This is a genomic window from Hydrogenobaculum sp. (assembly GCF_049967395.1).
In the GTDB taxonomy this organism is placed as follows: Bacteria; Aquificota; Aquificia; order Aquificales; family Aquificaceae; genus Hydrogenobaculum.
Genome location: NZ_JBMFST010000016.1, coordinates 1 through 19,733 on the forward strand (window position 1 = coordinate 1; position 19,733 = coordinate 19,733).

Here is a 19,733-nt window from a genome sequence, read left to right on the forward strand (position 1 = left end):
AGCAAACTTTCCAGCTCATCCCATAGCTCAAAAAATTTAAAACCAATAGGCTTTTCTACCTCTATAAGAATATCAACGTCGCTATCAGGTCTAAAATCTCCCCTAACACTAGAACCAAATACTCCAAGCAAATTTACACCGTAATCTCTTCTTATCCTATCTTTATGAGGCAAAAGAACTTTTTTAATAAGCTCAACGCGGTCCAAATCCATATATATAAATTATAACAACTTCGGCTAGTTTTTAGGATTTTAGGATAAAGGTTTTTATAACGGTTATTATAGCTTCATGGATTATTATAAAAAAAGCCAAAAACGTGTAAAAAATACCAGAAGACATCTTTATGTTTGATATGAAGTAAAATCCCAACAAGATAAAAAAAGGTGTTAGTAAAATATTTAATACATCAAACAATATATCTTTTTTAACAATTCTTTTAGAAAGAGTAGAAGATGTTAGCTTGTAAATCTGTATTTTGAGGCTTTTAAAATCTACAATGTAGTCTTTTGAATTCTCTTGCGATATAACCTCACCATCTTTTGCATAAAGAATACCGTCTTTATAGTAGGCTTTTTTCATATATATGTATCTGCCGTTTTCTGATACAAACATGTTTTGAAAAGAATCTTTTGATTTGTTATCAAAATAAATGGCATATCCTTCTATGTGTTCAAAAGTCTTAGGGGGTATGGATTCTATAACCCTTTTGGCAAACTCTTCTACAAGGTAGTTTTTAGCGTAAGTGATATCTTCGTTTGTAATGAAAAATGAAAATAAAAACCCTATGGAAAGGGGTATAGCGATTACATAAAGACTTTGCCTTAATACATAAAAAGGACTTACTCCAAAGATATAAAAAGCTTGTATCTTATTTTGGCTAAAAAGCTTATAAAAAAAAGAAAACACGCTTAGCATCACACCAAGGGGCAAAAAGTATATAAAATAATAAGAAAACCAAGAGGCTAAGAAACCCAAAGCGGTAAGAATATTAACATAACTAAGCATATAAACCAAAGAAAAAGATTCTACGGAAAAAAATATAAAACATATCACCACGGTGTAAAAATATACGTTTACAAGCAAACCTTTTAGGAAAAATAAAAAAATTCTCATAAAAGAATTATTTTAGCATACAAGCTTGTCACAAGCTAATGACTGTAGTATAATAATGCTATGTTTAAGGATTTTAACTTTAGCATATACCTTGTGACGGATGATGCTTTTTTTGTGGACAGAGATGTCGTAAGAACGATAGAACAGGCGATAGAGGGTGGTGTAACAGCTGTGCAGTATAGATTTAAAAATAAGCCCTCTAGAAAGATGTACGAAGAGCTTTTGGTACTAAGAGATATCACAAAGCAAAACAAAGTAGCCCTTATAGTGAACGACAGAGTAGATTTGGCAATAGCTGTAAAAGCCGATGGAGTACATGTAGGTCAAGAGGATTTACCGCCTGATGTTTGTAAAAAGATAATACCAGAGGATATGATAGTAGGGTATTCGGTAAACAACTTAGAACAACTAAAAGACGCCATGACAATGCCAATAGATTACATAGGGTTTGGCTCCGTTTTTCATACCCAAACTAAAAAAGATTACAAATATGTAGGGCTTGAAGCCCTTTGCAAAGCCACCAACATTACATCTATACCTATTATAGCAATAGGTGGTATCACCCATTACAACCTAAAAGATGTATTAAAGTGTAAAGTAAAAGGAGTGGCGGTAGTATCTGCTATACTTGGTTTTGAAGATGTAAAAAGAGCGGCATCGGACTTTAAACAAATGTATAAAGAAAGCCTAAGCATGCAAATATGAAAATAATAGAGCTTCTTAAAAATAAAAAGGGGGTCTCTTTTGAATTTTTTCCCCCTAAAAGCCAAAAAGACAAAGAAGCTCTTTTGGAAACCGCAAGGGAGCTAAAGGTTTTTGAACCAAACTTCGTATCGGTAACCCACGGAGCGAGCGGCAATTCCACATCCCAAAAACCACCTATAGAATATACAAAAGAGACGGTGCTTGAGTTAAAAAACTCCCTTGGTTTAAACATAATGGCTCACCTTACTTGCATATCTCACACAAAAGAAGAGCTTATAAACATATTGGGCTTTTACAAAGAAAACAATATAGACAACATACTGGCTCTTAGAGGTGATATACCAAAAAACGGTGAAAAAAGAGGTTGCGCTCACGCATCAGAGCTAATAGAACTCATAACAAAATATTTTGATAACGAGTTTTGTATAGGAGTTGCAGCTTACCCGGAAGGTCATCCAGAATCTCCAAACATGGAATGGGAAATAAAATATTTTAAACAAAAGGTAGAAAAGGGAGCAAGCTTTGCCATCACACAGATGTTTTTTGACAACAGCTACTATTATGAGTTTTTGGACTTGTGCCGTAAGGCAAACATAGATATACCTATAATACCTGGGATTATGCCCATTACAAATATAAAACAGATATCTAAGTTTGCAAGCATGTGCGGTGCTACCATTCCCTCTTATATTACAGATGCATTGGAAAATCTAAGCGAGGAAGATGTTGTTAAAAAAGGTGTTGAAATAGCTATAAATCAATGCGAAGACCTCATAAAAAACGGCGTAAAGCATATTCACTTTTACACACTAAACAAATCAAAGGCTACTCTTGATATACTAAAAGCCATAAACCTATGATTTAAGCTTTTGAAAGCCTCATAGCGTTTAACACCACGCTCACCGATGAAAATCCCATAATAAGTCCGGCAAACTCTGGTTCTACATAAAGTCCATATTTTGAAAAGAGCCCAGCGGCAAACGGTATCATAACAGCGTTATAGCCAAAAGCCCAGAATAGGTTTTGTTTTACGTTTTTCATAAATTTGTCAGTTAAGTTTAGAAGATAGATTATTTTTTCAAGACCACCGTTTGATATGACAATATCTGTACTCACTTTAGCAGCATCCAAAGCTTTCGAAACAGCTATACCTACATCCGCCAACGCCATAGCCTTTGCATCGTTTATACCATCTCCCACCATACACACTATGTGGTTTTTAGCCTTTAAATCCTTTATAAGGTTTGATTTATCCACTGGACTCATAGAAGCATAATAATTTTCTATACCAAGGGCGTTTGCTATATATTTAACGTTGTTTTCGGTGTCTCCAGAACAAAGTATAACTTGCTTGTTTCTTTGTTTTAAGCTTTTAATAAAATCTTTAGCATATGGGCTTATGGCATCTTCAAGATAGAAAACACCCATAAGTTTTTCTTTCGTGCCTATACCTATAGCCTTTTTGGTTATATCTTTGCCCCAAAAAGAAACATCTGTTATATAAATATCTTCACACTTTATACCAAAACCTTCAATCTCCTCACACTTAAGATTGTCTATATCTTTATAGTCTTTGCAGTGTTCATAAAGGGCCTTTCCTATGGGATGGTTTGAAAACCTTTCAATGCTTTTTACCAAAGAGCAAACTTTTTCTTTATCATCTTCTATATCTTCTTTTACAACTTTAAAAGTGCCTTCTGTTAGAGTCCCTGTTTTATCTAACACAAAAGTATCGGCTTTGTAAAGGGTTTCTAAGGCGCTTGCGTTTTTTATAAGAATACCGTTTTTAAAAGCCATGGAAACTGCTACCATAACAGATATAGGAACTGCTATACCCATAGCGCAAGGACACGATATCACAAGGGTAGAAACAGCGTAATTTAAAGCCTCTTGGGTAGGCACACCAACGATTTTCCATACCACAAACACAAAAGAGGATATCAAGATAATAGCCTGCACAAAGTAAGAAGAGACTTTATCGGCTATTTGTTGTATGTTTGGTTTTTTTTCAAGGCTTAGGTTTGAAGCCCTTACAAGCTCGTTTATAAAAGATTTTTCAGCTATGTTTACCACAACCCCTTTTATATAACCGCTTTTTACCAAAGAACCAGATATTACACTGTCGCCTTCTTTTACAAGCACCGGCTCAAATTCACCATTTATAAAAGATGTATCGATATAAGCGCTTCCTTCTTTCACCACAATATCCAAAGACACTCTGTCTCCGGCTTTAAACAAAACAATGTCTCCCTCTTTCAAAGAGTAAGAATCTACAACCACTTCTTCAGCACCTTTTAACACCCTTGCGCTTCTTAGGTTTAAAGATGTGATGTTTTTGAGATAGGCGCTTGCTTTCTTCTTTAGCCTATACTCTATAAGCTTTCCTATCAAGACAAAAGATACCAAAAAAGTAGGTGTTTCAAAAAATGTGTTTCCTTTTAAAAGCCCAAACACCACCAAAGAACTATAAACTATGGATACAAAGCTTCCCAAAGCCACCAGTAAATCCATGTTACCAGTTTTGGCTTTTAAAGAAGCGATAGCCCCTTTGTAAAAATCTTTGGCAGTATAAAACTGCACTGCTATAGCCAAAATCATTTCTATATAATCTTTGTAAAGTATATGTGTATAGTTAAGAGCCATTATAAGAATCCCTGTTATTATGCCAAAAGCTATCTTTAGGGCTATTTCTCTTGTCTTATCAAGCTCTAAAACAGATGCCTCGTATCCTTTTGACCTTATAAAAGCCATTATATCTTCTGCTGAGATAACATCTTTATCGTATTCTATATAAAGAGTTTGCTTGATGTTGTCTAAAAGAGCCTTTTTTACACCTTTTAAAGATTCCAAATCCTCTTTTGTGAGCAAAGCACAAGAATCTGTAGAGCAATCTACTTTATCAAGGTAAAGGTTTAAAACACCGGTTTCTTCTACTACCGTTGCATCGTAGCCAAGTTCTTTTATTCTCTTAACAATATCATCTTTTGTTAAAATATTTTCATCAAAGCTCACTATAGCTCTTTCTAAAACCAAAGACACATCAACATCCTCTACGCCTTTTGTTTTTTTAAGACCTATCTGTATAGTCCTTTGACAGTTTACACAGGTCATTCCGCTTATTTTAAATACTTTCCTCATATCCACCAATCTATCAACAAATCAATGATAAATCAAGTAAAAGATTTAAATGTTAAAATAGATGTTAAAATCAATAAAAACTCTCCAACAATCTTCTGCCGTATTCACTTTTCGGGCTTTTAAAAAAGTCATCTTTTTTAGATATCTCTTGGACAACACCATCTTTTAACACCATAACCCTATCCGCTATATAATAAACTACATCTATATCGTGAGTTATAACAACCGAACTAAAGTAATCTTTCATGTTCTTAAAAGCACACAAAACATCCTTTTGTATCAAAACATCCAAAGAAGACGTTGGCTCATCGGCTATTACCAACGAAGAGCCCCTTGCCAAAGACATCGCTATCATTACCCTCTGCTTTTGCCCTCCTGAAAGCTGATGTGGGTATTTTCTCTTTAACTCCTCTACATCAAGCCCTACAAGGTTTATAGCCTTATCTATATCCATTCCGGCGCTTTCTTTTACAGCCTCTTTTACCATGATTATTTGAGAATAAACGTTAAAAAGAGGATCAAGATAATTGCCAGGGTCTTGAAATATCATAAATATATCCTTAGCACTACGCTCTATAATCCCTTGATAAGGTATAAGCCCCATTATAGCTTTTGCTATGGTTGATTTACCAGAACCAGATTCCCCCACTATAGAAAATATCTCATTTCTTTCCACATCAAAGCTCACATCTTTTAAAACATGCTTTCCTTTGAAAAATACGTTTAAGTGTTCTACTTTTAAAAGCATAAATAACATTGTAAATCAACAATCGTTGCAATACAAAACAAAATTTCCAAGATAGATTATATCATTCAAACCCATACAAATATAGAAAAATTTTAAAATGATATAATACACTTATCAAACAATCAACTTATGCTAAAATAACCCGATATGAAAGCTATTATATTGGCTGGGGGTTCTGGAACAAGGCTATACCCTACTACAGCGGTGTTAAACAAGCATCTTTTACCCATATACAACAAGCCTATGATATATTATCCGCTTTCAATGGTTATGCTTCTTGGTATAAGAGATGTGGCTATAGTGATAAATCCACAAGATTTAGAGAGTTTTAGACTTTTGTTGAAAGATGGGTCTCATATTGGCATAAATATAACATATATCATTCAGGAGAAACCAAGGGGGTTGGCAGAAGGTATTTTGCTTGCGAAAGATTTTATAAAAGACGATTACGTGCTTTATCTTTTGGGAGACAACATATTTTTTGGTCATGATTTACTGAAGGTTGTAAATTCAGCAAAAGAAAGGGTTTTAAAAGAAAACGGGGCATCTATATTTTGCTATCACGTAAAAGACCCAGAGCGCTTTGGTATAGCAGAGATATCAGAAGATGGCAAAGTGCTTTCTTTAGAGGAAAAACCAAAGCACCCAAAGTCAAATTACGCAGTAGTTGGTATGTACATATACGACAAAGATGTGGTACATATAGCAAAAGACATAAAGCCCTCTCACAGAGGAGAGCTTGAAATTACATCTGTAAACGAAGCTTATTTGAAAGCTGGCAAACTTTACGCCTATATATTGGGAAGGGGTTTTGCTTGGTTTGATACCGGGACTCACGATAGTTTTATAGAAGCGTCAGAGTTTGTATCAACAATAGAAAAGCGCACTGGACTGATGATAGGATGTATAGAGGAAATAGCCTATAAAAACGGCTGGATTGACAAAGAAAGGCTTTTAGAACTAGCCGAGCCTCTTAAAAAGACAGATTACGGAAAATACTTGATGGAGATTGCACAAGATCATGCCTTTTGAATTTGTAAAAACCGATATACCAGAGGTGATACTTATAAAGCCAAAAGTATTTGAAGATGAGAGGGGATTTTTCTTGGAAAGCTACAAAAAATCAGAGTTTGAAAAATATGGTATAAAAGATATTTTCATACAAGACAATCATTCAAAATCTGTAAAAGGTGTCTTAAGAGGACTTCACTATCAAAAAGAACCAGCTTCTCAGGGAAAGCTCGTAAGGTGTATAAGGGGAAAAATATTTGATGTGGCTGTGGATATAAGAAAAAATAGTCCTACTTACGGCAAATGGGTAGGATTTGAGCTCTCGGAAGAAAACAAGCTTATGCTTTTCATACCAAAAGGCTTTGCCCATGGGTTTTTGACTCTTTCGGAAGAAGCTGAAATCATATACAAAGTATCTGGAGCTGAGTATTCAAAAGAACACGATAGAGGCATCATATGGAATGATAAAACCATAAACATCAGATGGCCTTTAGAAGATGTGAAAGAGATTATTCTGTCTGATAAAGATAAAAGCCTACCAACTTTAGAAGAAGCAGATAACAATTTTTGTTTGGAGGATAGATTTTGAAACTACTTGTAACAGGCGGAGCTGGTTTTATAGGAAGTGAGTTTGTAAGAAAAGCCGTAGAAATAGGATATGACATAGCAGTAATAGATAAGCTAACCTACGCTGGGGATTTAGAAAGGCTAAAAGAAGTAGAAAGCAATATCGCCTTTTACAAAGCAGATATTACAAATAAAGAGTTTGTAGAGTATATATTTAAAAAAGAAAAGCCAAATATAGTAGTGCATTTTGCAGCAGAGTCTCATGTGGATAGAAGCATCTTAGATGCAAGCCCTTTTATAGAAACAAACGTAAAAGGCACACAGGTGCTTCTTGATGTAGCAAAAGATATTGGTGTTGAGAAGTTTATCAACATAGCTACAGATGAGGTATATGGAGAACTTGGAGAAGAAGGAACGTTTAGAGAAGATTCTCCCCTTGTCCCAAACTCTCCTTACTCTGTTTCAAAAGCATCTGCTGATATGCTTGGAAGAGCGTATTATAAAACCTACAAGCTACCGGTTATAACGGTTAGGCCCTCCAACAACTACGGTCCTTGGCAATATCCAGAAAAGCTTATACCTGTTGTCATTTTAAAAGCTCTAAACGATGAGAAAATCCCCGTATATGGTACTGGACAAAACGTAAGAGAGTGGCTTTTTGTTTCAGATTGTGCTGAGGCTGTGTTTGAGATTATGGAAAAAGGTAAAGTTGGTGAAATATACAACGTAGGTAGCAATCAAGAAAGAAGAAATATAGAGGTGGTAAAAACTGTATTGAAGCTTTTAAATAAACCAGAAAACCTTATAGAGTTTGTAAAAGATAGGCCAGGACATGATTTTAGATATTCTTTAGACACTACAAAGATTAAAAAAGAAATAGGGTGGGAGGCAAAAACTACCTTTGAAGAAGGTATAGAAAATACTGTAAAATGGTATTTAGACCACATAGAATGGACAAAGAAAAAGCTTAACTACCTAAAAGAGTATTGGGAAAAGGTGTATAAATGAAGTATTTGATACTTGGCAAAAACGGACAGCTAGGTCAAGCTTTTGAGAAAGTACTTAAGGATAAAGAAGTGCTTGGGTTTGACAAAGAAGATTGCGATATTTCAGATTTTGATAGATTAAAAGAAGTGTTTGAGGCTTATAGACCAGATATAGTATTAAACTGTAGCGCTTACAACTTTGTGGATAAAGCTGAAACAGATTTTCCAAACGCCTATAAAACAAACGCCTACGGGGTAAAAAACTTAGTCTATCTTTCCAAAAAATACAACGCTTACTTTATAACATACTCAACAGATTATGTGTTTGATGGGAAAAAAGAGGGCTTATACGAAGAAGAAGATACGCCAAACCCTCTCAACGAATATGGCAAAAGCAAACTCACTGGTGAAATATGGGCTTTGGAAGAGGGGTTGGAAAAATGTTTGATATTTAGGACAAGCTGGGTGTACGGAGATGGTGCTCAAAATTTTGTTTACAAGCTTTTAAACTGGGCTAAAAATAACGATACGTTAAAAATAGCTGTAGATGAGTTTTCAGTCCCAACACCCACAAGCTTTTTGGTAGAAAAAACCCTAAAGGCAATAAACAAAAATATAAGCGGTTTGTATCATCTTGTCCCAAACGGCTACGCCTCTCGTTACGAATGGGCAAAGCTCATTTTAAAGACCTACGGTATAAGAAAGACTATAATACCAGTAAGCAAAGATATATTTAACTTGCCAGCAAAAAGACCAGGTTTTTCAGCGTTAGATAGCACTAAAATACAAGAGGAGTTAAACGAAACCTTTAAAGAGTGGGATGAAGAGTTTGAGAAAATAAACGATGAAAAATGAAGTTAGACTGACAGAAGAAGAATTAAAAGCAATAAAAGAAATAGCCTTAGAAGTATTTGGAAAAGATGTAAAAGTTTGGATATTTGGAAGTAGAGCAGATTTAAACAAAAAGGGCGGAGACATAGACATTTATATTGAAACAAACAACTTGGACGGCTTAATTGATAAACAGATAAAATATTTATCAAAGTTAAAGTTAAAAATAGGTGACCAGAAGATAGACTTGGTTATAAAATCTTACGATTGTAAAGAAGATATATGCATAGAGGCAAAAACCACAGGAGTTAACATACTTTGAGCACAGAACTAAAGTATAGAAAAACTTATGAAGAAACGCAGAAACATTTTGAAAGGCTTAAAAGAGCGTTTGAAGTTTTGCAATCTAAAGGTTTATTTCCCTTAGATAGCCATAAGATAGATAGTGTCTTGAAAGATGAATTTTTGACAGCTATTTTAGACCAGATAGTTTATAGATTTTCAAAATTGCAAGAGTCTCTAGCGAAACTAATTAGAAGCTATTTATATATAAAAGGAGAAAATGTTGAAAATTTAACGATGATAGATGTTTTAAATAAAGCTGAAAAATTTAATTTGGGAATAACAAAAGAAAAATGGTTTGAATTGCGGGAACTTAGAAATATTCTGGTGCACGAATATCAAGATGAAAAAGCAAAGATTGCAGAGACTTTGAATAAAATTTGTAGTGAGATTTATCTTTTTGAGAATCTGTTAGAAAATTTAAAGTGAAATGACGCATAAACCAAAAATTATAACACTTATATGTCAAATATTAGTTAGGCATTTATATATTCACGGTATATTGAATCAATTTCATTTTATTGACCAAAAAGTGAAATATTGGTAAAATAGATGTATGAAAACAGATGAGATAAGAGAAAAATTCCTGTCTTTTTTTGAAAATAAAGGCCATACCGTTGTAAAAAGCTCTTCCATTGTTCCTAAAAACGACCCTACGCTTCTTTTTGTAAACGCTGGAATGGTGCCTTTTAAAAATGTATTCTTAGGGCTTGAAAGCTTACCTTACAAAAGAGCTGCCTCTTGTCAGAAGTGTTTTAGAGTTTCTGGTAAGCACAACGACCTAGAAAGCGTTGGAAGGACTACAAGACATCATACATTTTTTGAAATGCTTGGAAACTTTTCCTTTGGGGATTACTTTAAAAAAGAAGCCATACTATATGCATGGGAATTTGTTACAGAGGTGCTAAAACTACCAAAAGAAAAGCTATACGTAAGCGTACATCAAAAAGACGACGAGGCTTACAAACTTTGGAAAGAACTTGTAAATATCCCAGAAGAAAGAATATGGCGCCTTGGAGATGAAGATAACTTCTGGCAAATGGGAGAAACCGGACCTTGCGGATATTCATCAGAAATCTATATAGATAGAGGGGAAAAATATTCTAAAGATGAAAGATACTTAGAGATTTGGAACTTAGTTTTTATGCAATTTAACAAAAATGAATCAGGTGACATAGAACCTTTAGCCAAACCCTCTATAGACACAGGTATGGGCCTTGAAAGGATAGCTTCTGTGCTTCAGGGAAAAGACTCAAACTTTGAAATAGATATTATAATGCCCATTATAAATTTTGTAGAAGATCTTTCTTCTAAACGCTATAAAACCGATGAAGAAACCGATGTTGCTATGAGGGTAATAGCCGACCATTCAAGGGCTTGCACCGTAGCCATATCTGAAGGTATTTTACCTTCTAACGAGGGAAGAGGGTATGTTATAAGAAAAGTCTTAAGAAGAGCTGTGAGGTTTGGTTATAAGATAGGCATAAAAGAAGAGTTTTTATACAAAAGTGTAGATGTCGTGGTGGATACGCTTAAAAACGCATATCCAGAGCTTGAGATGAGCAAGGAGTTTGTTAAAAATATAATAAAATCTGAAGAATCTAGGTTTTTAGAAACATTAGAAAACTCTTTAGAACTTTTCGATAGATATGTGGCTGAAAACAAGTCAAACGTTATAAGCGGTGATTTTATCTTCAAAGCCTACGACACATACGGATTTCCTTTAGACATACTCCAAGAGATGGCTCACGAAAAAGGCATGAGCCTAGATATGGAAACCTTTTACAAGCTTTTAGAACAACAAAAAGAAGAATCGAGAAAACACTTCAAAAGCGAAGAAAAGATAGACGAAGTGTACCTTAGCATAAAAGATAAAGCAAAATCAACCTTTACAGGATACACAAGCACCGAAGAACAAGCAAAAGTCCTTTTTATAATAAAAGACGGCAAACTTACAGAAGAGTTAAAAGAACAAGAAGACGGCATAATCATTCTTGACAAAACACCTTTTTATCCAGAAAAAGGCGGTCAGATAGGAGATAGCGGAATACTTGAAAACAACGAAGCGCTCTTCATAGTAAACGATACCAAGACACCTACAGAAGGAGTCATAATCCATATAGGAAAACTTATAAAGGGAAGGTTGAGAGTAGGGGCCAATGTACTTGCAAAAATAGACAAAGAAAGAAGGGACGACATAAAAAGACATCACACATCTACACACCTTCTACACGCAGCTTTAAGAAACATGTTTGGAGAATCAGTAAGGCAGGCTGGTTCTTACGTTGGAGATGAATTTTTAAGGTTTGATTTTACATTTTACAGAAGTCTAAAACCAGAAGAGTTAGAAGCTTTGGAAGCAATGATAAACGAAGAAATTATGAAAAATGAAGAAGTATCTGTAAAAGAGCTTCCATACCAAGAAGCCATAAAAACTGGAGCCATGGCAATATTTGAAGAAAAATACGGAGATATAGTAAGAGTAATAAGCGCCGGTGATTTTTCTAAAGAGCTTTGCGGTGGAACTCACGTAAAAAGAACCGGTGATATAGGTTATTTTAAAATAATATCAGAGTCGTCCGTAGGAGCAGGTATAAGGCGCATAATAGCAAAAGCCGGCAGAAAAGCTGTAAGAGAAGCCTATGAAGATAGTAAGCTTTTAAAAGCCATATACCAAGAAATAGGTGCCAACAAGCAAAACCTTTTAGAAAGAATAACAGCTTTAAAAGAAGAACTAAAAGAAAAAGACAATCAAATTCAAACGTTAAAATCAAAATTGGTAAGATTAGAAGCCAAATCCTCCATAAATCTAGAACAAATAAACGATATCAAGCTATACTGGGGTATATTAGAAGAAGCATCTTTAGACAACCTTAGAGAGATAGCAGACTCCTACAGACAACATCCAAACACCGTGGTATTTTTAGTTTCTAAAAGCCCAAAAAAGAGCATACTCATAGCTAGGTCCAAAGATTTACACTACGATATGAAAGCTATTATAAAAGATGTAGCAAAGCCAATGCAGGGCTCTGGTGGTGGTAGAGAAGATTTAGCCCAAGGTGGTATCCAAGATATAGGACAATTTAAAAATGCCTTGGATCTACTAAAAAGCCTTTTAAACAAAAAATAGTATCAGAAAGCTCAAGAATTATAGAGTTTTGAAGATTTTTATAAAAATAATACTTATATAAGCCCTCCCAAAAGGGAGGGATATGCTTATCAGTGTAAGCCCATTTTATCGAGCAGCCTACCTCTATAAAGGTATATCACTATACCAAAGAATATAAGGAAAGCTATTGTAACTACGCCCATTTCAAAGCGCCTTGTTTGTTCAGCCGGTGTGGGTGTATTTACAGCTCTTAGGTAAGCCACAACTTCAGCAGCTTCTTTTGGTTGACCTTGTAATATAGCAGGCATAGCTGTACCTGGAATTATCTTGCCTGGTTCTTGTACCCAATTAAACAAGTACTCTGGGCCCCTTGCAAGATACATAGTAGACAAGTCTGGCGGGACTTTACCAAACTGGCTTTTAAGGGTATGAAGCTCGGATGAGAAAGCTGCAGCATAAACATCTTGTGGTAGATACATTGCAAAGCCTTTTGTCTTTTGATGGAAAGGAGCCAAAAGACTATCAGAGGGTATAGGTTTTGCAAATTCTTTTATTATGCGAGGAAAATTTGGATCAGATTTTACAGACAACGGATACACACCGTCGTATCTCAAAGAATGACAAGCGGCGCATTGTTGAGTAACTATCTGACGGCCAGCAGCTATTATTTGAGGATTGTCGCTGTAAATCATGGCTCTATATTTTGCTGGCAGTGGATACTCTTGCTCTTGTACAAAAGGATTCTTCACCCATATGATAAAGAAAAAGCCCACTACAAAAACAGTGAAGAATATAGTCTTTAGGATATTACCTACGCTCATTGTTCACCCCCTTTAGCTTTTGAATAACCAAGCTCTATGAAAGATATGATAGGTAGCGCTATAAAGAATGAGAAAAGTAAAGCGGTAAAGAATAAACCGACTTTAGCTACTTGAGGCGTAGCCTGAAGTGTACCTATTATAGTAAGGCCAGCACCAGCAAATATAAACACAATATACATTATAAAGAATAAAGGTCTTCTTCTAGCGCTTCTTATAGGAGAAAAATCTAACCAAGGTAAAAGAAGTAGAAGGGCTAAAACTAAATTGAATGTAACAAAACCTATAAACTTATTGGGTATTGACCTAAAGATAGCGTAATAGCCCTTTAGGTACCACTCCGGTGCTATTTCTGCTGGAGTTTGTAGAGGGTTAGCTGGCTCCCAGTTTGTGGCTGGTAAAAATTCTTTCATGTAGAAGAATACGAAGAAGAAAAATAGAGCAAGGTAAAACATTGCTATAGCGCCTTCTTTTAAAGTGACATAAGGATGGAAAGGTACACCTTCTTTCTTCTTGTCGTAGGGTTTGCCATCTGGATTTGATATACCAGCAGCTCTAACCAAAAATAGGTGTATGCTAACTACACCAAGAAGTATAAGGGGAAGTATCAACACGTGAAGTGCAAAAAACCTACCTAAGGCTAAGTTTCCAAGGGTGTATCCACCTCTCATAAGAAGAGATATGGTTTCACCTATTACGCCCGGAATAGCACCTGGTATTTCAACGGTAACCTCTGTTGCCCAGTAAGATAACTGTCCCCATGGTAAAACGTAACCAGTAAGAGCTGTAAGAAGCAATAAGAAGTATATTATGAATCCCATTACCCATACCAGTTCTCTAGGTTTCTTATAAGCGTTGTAGTAAATACCGGTAAACATGTGAAGATAAACAACCGCTAAGAAAAAGTTTGCTCCAGCAGCGTGGATACTCCTAAACAGCCATCCGTATGGTATAACTTTCCATATAAAAAGAGCGGCACTATCAAATGCAAGCGTATCGTAGGGTTTGTAGTACATCAAAAGTATCATTCCAGATACTATTTGCACTGTAAAAGCAATTATCGCCAATACACCAAAAGCGTAAGGAAAAGTCAGATTTTTGGGGACTTTGTAGTCCACCATCTGTTCTTGGAAGATCTGACCTAAATGGGTTCTCTCTTCAATATAATTTGCAAGCTTACCAAGCATAAGTTAACCTCCTCTCTTATTATGCGTAAGGGTTCCAAAACTTCTTAACAAAACCTGGGGTGCCTATCTCAAGCGTATTGCCGTTTAGAGCTTGTGGTGGTACGCCAAGGGGTAAAGGCGCAGGACCAGATATGTTGTCTCCCCAAGGAGTGTATATGCTACCATGGCACGGACAGTGGAACACTGGAATATTCGAAGGATTCATAGAAGAATCCCCATCTGGTTTCCATAGAGGAATACACCCAAGGTGAGTACATTTTCCTATGATAGCGTAAACGTTGTGGTTGCCAAGTATATCCCTGTTGTGGTTTTTATACTTGTCGTTTTTTTCTGGACCATTCCAGTTAAAGGGTGTTGGCAACATCATAACAAACACTGGAAAACCCTTCCAGGATGTGACCCTTACATCCATTGGTTTCAACTGAGAGACGTCGTAATCTACTTTTGACTGAAGTGCTGCCGCTGCACTTGGTCCTAAGCTTTTTAGAATAGGATAGGCAGCTCCAACAGCAGCCACTGCACCAAAAGCACCTACAACATATTGCATAAAATCGCGTCTTGATGCTTCCATAAGTACCTCCTATCAATCTAAAATTAACAGTATACCACAAAACATACAATTTTTAAATATAACTCATATTAGAATTTCCTTATATAAAGAATTTCTTATAATCATTAAAGCTAAAGTTATAACATCAATTACTTTTTTTTATAAATTTATTATGCTATGAAAGGTATATTGGAAAAGCTTTTAGGAAAGCAAAAAGAAGAAAACCCAAAAACTAAGTCTCAGTCAATATACATAAAGGACATAGAAATTACACCTGGATACTTAGAGCAAGACAAGGATGCACGTATAGAAGAATACTGGGTGGAGACAATGGCCGCCTCCGAAGATGGTTATTGGTTTTTAGCAGGTAGAAGACACGGACTTTTTAGCCTATACAAATACAACGGCGCTTTAGTAAGACTTCCAGCAAGACCACCTTCTCAAGCGGTAGTTAACATCGTATTTAGAGATAGGTTTCTCGCAATATCGAGCCCACCTTACGTTTCAGTGCATGAAATGGTAGACCCGTACAACCCGAAGTCTTGGAAAAGCATAAAACTTACCCAAGAGGGTTTAAGACCAGCCGGAGGTTTAGATATAGGCAACGGTCTTCTCATATACGGAGCTATATCAAATCAGGTGGTAATAGTAGAACTTGATTTTGACAAAGGTGTCATAGAACCAAAAAATATAATAAGGCTTCAAGATTTTGATCAAATAAAATTTATAAAAATCCTAAGAAATAGAAACATCGTTATCTCTGGCCCAAGAAAAACGGTTGTTATAGACGTAAGTGGAAGCGTTTTACAAGAATTAAACATTCCCTCTTCTTGTGCTACTTTTAAAGATGATATCTTGTACTTAGCAGGCAAAGATTTGATAGGCTACAACGTAGATACAAAAACAGAGGTTTTTAGATATCCACTCTCTTGCAATCCAAGCGATATAGACGTATATGAACATATAGCGCTTATAGCCGATAAGGAAGAAAACAAACTAACATTTTTTGATACGAAACTCAGCCAAGAGATGGGAGTGTTGGAAGATGGCGGATACTCCGTAGTAAAAGTATCCCCAGACGGTTCTATATATACCTCTTTCGTAGATAAAGAAAACAAACTTTACTATCTTAAAAAGTTTGATACAAACTTACTTGACCTATACTATCCAAAAGAACGCCAAGAAGCTATAAGAAAAAATGCCCAAAGGCTTTACAGGGACTTTAAAAAAAGGTTAAACAACAACGAAACAGAAGACATCCCTGAGTTAAAAGAGCTTAAGACTTTGATGTCTTATCCTTTTAAAGATATAAGAGAACTTATAGAAAAAGCCGAAGAAGAGCTTTACCAAAAAATCATAGAGTTAAAGTTTGAGGCTTTTAAAAGCCAAATATCAAATATAAACGCAAAAATTTACGAAGAACTTCAAGAGTTTGGCAGAAATTTAGACGAAAGATACCAAGAGGCTTTTGAAAAACTTCAAAAAGAAGCTTTAGAATCTCTTAAAAACCTTATAGAAAAACATATTAAAGAAGTAGAGCAGGCAATATCAACAAACTCTATAGCAAGTCAAATAGAAGCGGAGTCTTTGGAAGAGGTAAAAAAAGCAAGAGAGGTTTTCTTAAGTTTACCAAGAGATATACAATCGGAGGCTTTTGATAGGTTAAACAAGCTAATACAGAGGTTTATAATAAGCAGAAGGTTAGAAAAGTACAAGATTGAAATAGACAAAAATACGATAAACATAGCGGATGTAAAGGTAGAGATACCTCAAAATGTAAGAAAAAAGTTAAAGTGGCAATTAAAGTTAGAAGAAAAACTCGTTATAGAACAAAAACTTTATTCCAAGGTATCTTTTGTAAGAGAAGACGGCATCACTAGAGAACCAAAAAGATACAACAACTACCTTACCATAGATGAGATGAGGCATAAACCAAAATGGATAGCAAGATATCTATCGAAATTAAATGGACTGTTTGGTTATCAGGATAGCATGAGCTTAAATCCTACTGTGAGCTTTGAAGATACGCCTTGGTTTGTGCAAAATTTAGCAATGCTATCAAAAGCCCTAAACGAGCAACTAAGATACAACGAAGGAATAGTAATCATAGAGGGAGATGCTGGCGTTGGTAAAAACTTTCTTATAGAAGTTTACAGTGCCCTTACCAAAAGACCACTTTTTATCATACCTTGCCATTCAAAAATGGAGAAAGAAGATATAACCTTTGTATACGAATATGACCCTAAAGTAGGCACCAAAAGGACAAAATCAAACCTTATAAAAGCTTTGGAAACTCCAAACGCTATAATATTTTTTGATGAGATAAACACGCTTCCTACGTCCCTTGTAAAAGTCTTTAATCCTCTTTTTGACTATAGAAGATACATGTATCTTTCTTACGATAGCATAGTAAAAGCCGAAAAAAATGTGCTATTTGTGGGTGCTATGAACCCTCAAAATTATTTGGGAGTATCAGAACTTCCCCAAGACATAAAATCAAGGGCGGATATTCTTTACATAGATTACCCACCTTTTGAAGACGAGAAAGGTTTTTACTATCCAGACGAAGCCCTTATACTAAAAGATTATGTAACGGGATTTGAAGGTCTTACAAAAGAAGATTTTATATACCTATGGTACGACAAAATAAACGGTATAAACCATGACAAAGCAATAAACGTATCTGAAATCACCATAAGAAATCTTTACAAAATTTTTGAGCTTTTAAAAATAGCATCCTCCATTAGAAGAGCTTACAGAGATTACCAATCCGGGCAATCTGAAGAAGCCATAGATTTTGTCTTTTCTATGAGAGATACCATAAGATGCGCCAGAAAGCTAAACGAAAGCGACAACGTAAAAGAGGTGGTAAAATCCACTATATTGCCGAAAGTTTCAAATCTCTTTGAGAGAAAAAGCGTAGAAACGCTGATAGATGATGCTTAACAAAACATCATTGACAATTTTAAAAGTCGGTTTAGCTTATTTACGATGCTAAGCAAAGCTTACACGTTGGAAAAGAATAAAGCAGGCAACATATCAATAGAAGATGCCATAAAAAGGATAGATATAGTAAAAGAAATATCTTCTTATATAGAACTAAAAAGAAGCGGTAGCAACTATTTGGGAAAATGTCCTTTTCACGATGACTCAACGCCTTCTTTATCGGTATCAGAACAAAAGCAAATTTGGAAGTGCTTTGGGTGTGGTAAAGGTGGAGATGTAGTAAAATTTGTATCTTTATACGAAAATATAACCTATATGGAAGCTCTTTCAAAGTTAGCCATCAAATACAACTTACCCATAAACATAAAAAATGAAGAAAAAAACAACAAGATTTACGAAGTGATGAGTTTAGTATCTGACTTTTACCACGAAGAACTGACAAAAAGCCCAAAGGCCATGCAATACCTTCAAAAAAGAGAGATAAACCCAAAAACGGTAGAAGCCTACGGGATAGGTTATTCACCAAATCATTACAAAGTCGTAGAATTTTTGCAAAATACATCAGAGTATTATCTTGAGCTTTATAAAAGCACACAAAACCTGCACCAATCTTCAAAGAGCATAAGAGATATATTTGAAGGAAGGCTTGTAATACCTATAAGAAACACATCTTCAAACGTTGTGGGATTCGGCGGTAGGATTTTATACGAAGATAAATCTGCCATAAAGTATTTGAACTCACCAGACTCTTCTATATTTAAGAAATCACAGCTTCTATTTGGCATAGATATAGCCCTTCCCTACATAAAAGAAAAGGAAGAGGTGATATTGGTAGAAGGTTATTTTGACGTTATAAGACTTTATCAAATAGGCGTAAGAAACGTGGTAGCCCCACTTGGGACAGCCTTTACCCAGGAGCACGCAAAGATCTTATCAAAATATGCCAAGACCTCGTATATAATGTTTGACAACGACAACGCAGGAAAAAACGCAAGCTTAAGAGCCGCCAAACATCTAATAGCCAAAGGTATAAAGGTTTTTTACGTAGAGATAAAAGATGCTAAAGACCCAGACGAATTTGGTATGAAGTTTGGAAAAGACGGCGTCTTGGAGCTTTTAAAAGCATCAAAAAATATAATAGATTTAAATATAGAGTCAAAAAATATAGACATAGCCTTAGAGTTGGCTTCTTACCTTAAAGGGCCAGAAGACATATTCCAATACACTCAAAAGCTTTTAGGGATAGGATTGCCAAAACATGTAATAGATCAATACGTTGGTAAAAAAAGTTTTGTAGAAAACAAAGATCAAACAGATAGCTCTTGCGAAAAGATACCTATGAAAGATAGGATACTGTTAAAAGCCTTAAAAGAGTGCAATATAGACATAAACCCTTTGGATATAGAATGGCTTGATAAAAACTCCATAATAATAGCAGAAAAGATAAAGTATCAACAAGAACTAAGCGATGAAGAGTTAAAATTGCTTGAATCCGTTAACCTTCCAAAAGATGCCCTTGAAAAATATCTATCAAAGACTATCAAAGAGCAAAGCGTCGTTACCAAAGACGAACTTATGAACATTAAGAATACCCTTAGTAGAAAATCTTATGTAAAAAAGTATCATTTTTCTCATGGTAAAATTTAAATTTTGTTTATATTTTAAATAGCTTAGTGTTGAAG

Annotated in this window: 18 protein-coding genes; 11 read left to right on the plus strand and 7 right to left on the minus strand. The window is 35.3% G+C overall.

The genetic code is table 11. The features are described from left to right. On the minus strand, positions 1 to 212 hold a 212-nt coding region (locus ACP5S8_RS03575), incomplete at its 3' end, for a nucleotidyltransferase family protein (RefSeq protein ID WP_461875734.1). 31 nt (positions 213 to 243) lie between these two features. After that, positions 244 to 1,113, minus strand: coding sequence for an LptF/LptG family permease (locus ACP5S8_RS03580; RefSeq protein ID WP_461875735.1), 870 nt, complete (start codon positions 1,111 to 1,113; stop codon positions 244 to 246). 60 nt (positions 1,114 to 1,173) lie between these two features. Between ACP5S8_RS03580 and thiE the strand changes: the two genes are divergently transcribed. Continuing rightward, complete coding sequence (gene thiE / locus ACP5S8_RS03585) at positions 1,174 to 1,818, plus strand: thiamine phosphate synthase (RefSeq protein ID WP_461870240.1); 645 nt, start codon at positions 1,174 to 1,176, stop codon at positions 1,816 to 1,818. Beyond that, a complete protein-coding gene (gene metF, locus ACP5S8_RS03590; protein ID WP_461870241.1) occupies positions 1,815 to 2,678 on the plus strand; it encodes a methylenetetrahydrofolate reductase [NAD(P)H] in 864 nt (287 codons plus the stop codon). The genes thiE and metF overlap by 4 nt, the downstream gene beginning before the upstream one ends. Position 2,679: 1 nt before the next feature. Here the strand turns inward: metF and ACP5S8_RS03595 are convergent, their stop codons facing one another. Together ACP5S8_RS03595 and ACP5S8_RS03600 are read right to left on the minus strand one after the other, a co-directional pair. Further along, on the minus strand, positions 2,680 to 4,956 hold the full coding sequence (locus ACP5S8_RS03595; protein WP_461875737.1) for a heavy metal translocating P-type ATPase: 2,277 nt from the start codon (positions 4,954 to 4,956) through the stop codon (positions 2,680 to 2,682). Between the two features lie 70 nt (positions 4,957 to 5,026). After that, entirely contained in the window at positions 5,027 to 5,704 is a 678-nt protein-coding gene (locus ACP5S8_RS03600) for an ATP-binding cassette domain-containing protein (protein WP_461875738.1), read from the minus strand. Between the two features lie 147 nt (positions 5,705 to 5,851). Here ACP5S8_RS03600 and rfbA point away from each other — a divergent pair, with 147 nt between their 5' ends. The 7 genes from rfbA (at position 5,852) to alaS (ending at position 12,571) form a co-directional block, all read left to right on the plus strand. Further along, on the plus strand, positions 5,852 to 6,736 hold the full coding sequence (gene rfbA, locus ACP5S8_RS03605; RefSeq protein WP_461875739.1) for a glucose-1-phosphate thymidylyltransferase RfbA: 885 nt from the start codon (positions 5,852 to 5,854) through the stop codon (positions 6,734 to 6,736). Continuing rightward, positions 6,726 to 7,304: a dTDP-4-dehydrorhamnose 3,5-epimerase gene (rfbC, locus tag ACP5S8_RS03610; RefSeq protein ID WP_461875740.1), complete on the plus strand. Its 579-nt coding sequence runs from the start codon at positions 6,726 to 6,728 to the stop codon at positions 7,302 to 7,304. Before rfbA ends, rfbC begins: the two co-directional genes overlap by 11 nt. Then, complete coding sequence (gene rfbB, locus ACP5S8_RS03615; protein WP_461875742.1) at positions 7,301 to 8,290, plus strand: dTDP-glucose 4,6-dehydratase; 990 nt, start codon at positions 7,301 to 7,303, stop codon at positions 8,288 to 8,290. Before rfbC ends, rfbB begins: the two co-directional genes overlap by 4 nt. After that, complete coding sequence (gene rfbD, locus ACP5S8_RS03620; RefSeq protein WP_461875743.1) at positions 8,287 to 9,123, plus strand: dTDP-4-dehydrorhamnose reductase; 837 nt, start codon at positions 8,287 to 8,289, stop codon at positions 9,121 to 9,123. The genes rfbB and rfbD overlap by 4 nt, the downstream gene beginning before the upstream one ends. Further along, positions 9,113 to 9,421, plus strand: a complete 309-nt coding sequence (locus ACP5S8_RS03625; RefSeq protein WP_461870248.1) for a nucleotidyltransferase domain-containing protein — start codon at positions 9,113 to 9,115, stop codon at positions 9,419 to 9,421. The genes rfbD and ACP5S8_RS03625 overlap by 11 nt, the downstream gene beginning before the upstream one ends. After that, positions 9,418 to 9,870, plus strand: coding sequence for a hypothetical protein (locus tag ACP5S8_RS03630; RefSeq protein ID WP_461870249.1), 453 nt, complete (start codon positions 9,418 to 9,420; stop codon positions 9,868 to 9,870). Before ACP5S8_RS03625 ends, ACP5S8_RS03630 begins: the two co-directional genes overlap by 4 nt. 127 nt (positions 9,871 to 9,997) lie before the next feature. Further along, positions 9,998 to 12,571 (plus strand): alanine--tRNA ligase, encoded by a 2,574-nt coding sequence (alaS, locus tag ACP5S8_RS03635; RefSeq protein WP_461875745.1) that lies wholly within the window; start codon positions 9,998 to 10,000, stop codon positions 12,569 to 12,571. Between the two features lie 89 nt (positions 12,572 to 12,660). On the opposite strand, the gene ACP5S8_RS03640 is transcribed toward alaS, so the two are convergent. Genes ACP5S8_RS03640 through petA form a run of 3 tightly spaced genes read right to left on the minus strand, consistent with a single transcriptional unit; the run spans position 12,661 to position 15,126 of the window. After that, the gene (locus ACP5S8_RS03640) at positions 12,661 to 13,371 is read right to left on the minus strand and encodes a cytochrome c1 (RefSeq protein ID WP_461875747.1); all 711 of its coding nucleotides are present in this window, start codon (positions 13,369 to 13,371) and stop codon (positions 12,661 to 12,663) included. Next, positions 13,368 to 14,555, minus strand: a complete 1,188-nt coding sequence (locus ACP5S8_RS03645) for a cytochrome b (protein WP_461875749.1) — start codon at positions 14,553 to 14,555, stop codon at positions 13,368 to 13,370. Before ACP5S8_RS03645 ends, ACP5S8_RS03640 begins: the two co-directional genes overlap by 4 nt. A gap of 19 nt (positions 14,556 to 14,574) precedes the next feature. After that, positions 14,575 to 15,126, minus strand: a complete 552-nt coding sequence (gene petA, locus ACP5S8_RS03650) for a ubiquinol-cytochrome c reductase iron-sulfur subunit (protein ID WP_461875751.1) — start codon at positions 15,124 to 15,126, stop codon at positions 14,575 to 14,577. A 156-nt stretch (positions 15,127 to 15,282) separates the two neighbouring features. Between petA and ACP5S8_RS03655 the strand changes: the two genes are divergently transcribed. Together ACP5S8_RS03655 and dnaG are read left to right on the plus strand one after the other, a co-directional pair. Continuing rightward, on the plus strand, positions 15,283 to 18,051 hold the full coding sequence (locus tag ACP5S8_RS03655) for an AAA family ATPase (protein WP_461875753.1): 2,769 nt from the start codon (positions 15,283 to 15,285) through the stop codon (positions 18,049 to 18,051). A 45-nt stretch (positions 18,052 to 18,096) separates the two neighbouring features. Further along, positions 18,097 to 19,698, plus strand: coding sequence for a DNA primase (dnaG, locus tag ACP5S8_RS03660; protein WP_461875755.1), 1,602 nt, complete (start codon positions 18,097 to 18,099; stop codon positions 19,696 to 19,698). Positions 19,699 to 19,733 lie beyond the last annotated feature (35 nt).

Excerpts from the sequence above, each read along its gene's own strand:
- ACP5S8_RS03580 (WP_461875735.1), bottom strand. The coding sequence starts at position 1,113 with ATGAGAATTTTTTTATTTTTCCTAAAAGGTTTGCTTGTAAACGTATAT.
- thiE (WP_461870240.1), top strand. The coding sequence starts at position 1,174 with ATGTTTAAGGATTTTAACTTTAGCATATACCTTGTGACGGATGATGCT.
- metF (WP_461870241.1), top strand. The coding sequence starts at position 1,815 with ATGAAAATAATAGAGCTTCTTAAAAATAAAAAGGGGGTCTCTTTTGAA.
- ACP5S8_RS03595 (WP_461875737.1), bottom strand. The coding sequence starts at position 4,956 with ATGAGGAAAGTATTTAAAATAAGCGGAATGACCTGTGTAAACTGTCAA.
- ACP5S8_RS03600 (WP_461875738.1), bottom strand. The coding sequence starts at position 5,704 with ATGCTTTTAAAAGTAGAACACTTAAACGTATTTTTCAAAGGAAAGCAT.
- rfbA (WP_461875739.1), top strand. The coding sequence starts at position 5,852 with ATGAAAGCTATTATATTGGCTGGGGGTTCTGGAACAAGGCTATACCCT.
- rfbC (WP_461875740.1), top strand. The coding sequence starts at position 6,726 with ATGCCTTTTGAATTTGTAAAAACCGATATACCAGAGGTGATACTTATA.
- rfbD (WP_461875743.1), top strand. The coding sequence starts at position 8,287 with ATGAAGTATTTGATACTTGGCAAAAACGGACAGCTAGGTCAAGCTTTT.
- ACP5S8_RS03625 (WP_461870248.1), top strand. The coding sequence starts at position 9,113 with ATGAAAAATGAAGTTAGACTGACAGAAGAAGAATTAAAAGCAATAAAA.
- alaS (WP_461875745.1), top strand. The coding sequence starts at position 9,998 with ATGAAAACAGATGAGATAAGAGAAAAATTCCTGTCTTTTTTTGAAAAT.
- ACP5S8_RS03640 (WP_461875747.1), bottom strand. The coding sequence starts at position 13,371 with ATGAGCGTAGGTAATATCCTAAAGACTATATTCTTCACTGTTTTTGTA.
- ACP5S8_RS03645 (WP_461875749.1), bottom strand. The coding sequence starts at position 14,555 with ATGCTTGGTAAGCTTGCAAATTATATTGAAGAGAGAACCCATTTAGGT.
- petA (WP_461875751.1), bottom strand. The coding sequence starts at position 15,126 with ATGGAAGCATCAAGACGCGATTTTATGCAATATGTTGTAGGTGCTTTT.
- ACP5S8_RS03655 (WP_461875753.1), top strand. The coding sequence starts at position 15,283 with ATGAAAGGTATATTGGAAAAGCTTTTAGGAAAGCAAAAAGAAGAAAAC.
- dnaG (WP_461875755.1), top strand. The coding sequence starts at position 18,097 with ATGCTAAGCAAAGCTTACACGTTGGAAAAGAATAAAGCAGGCAACATA.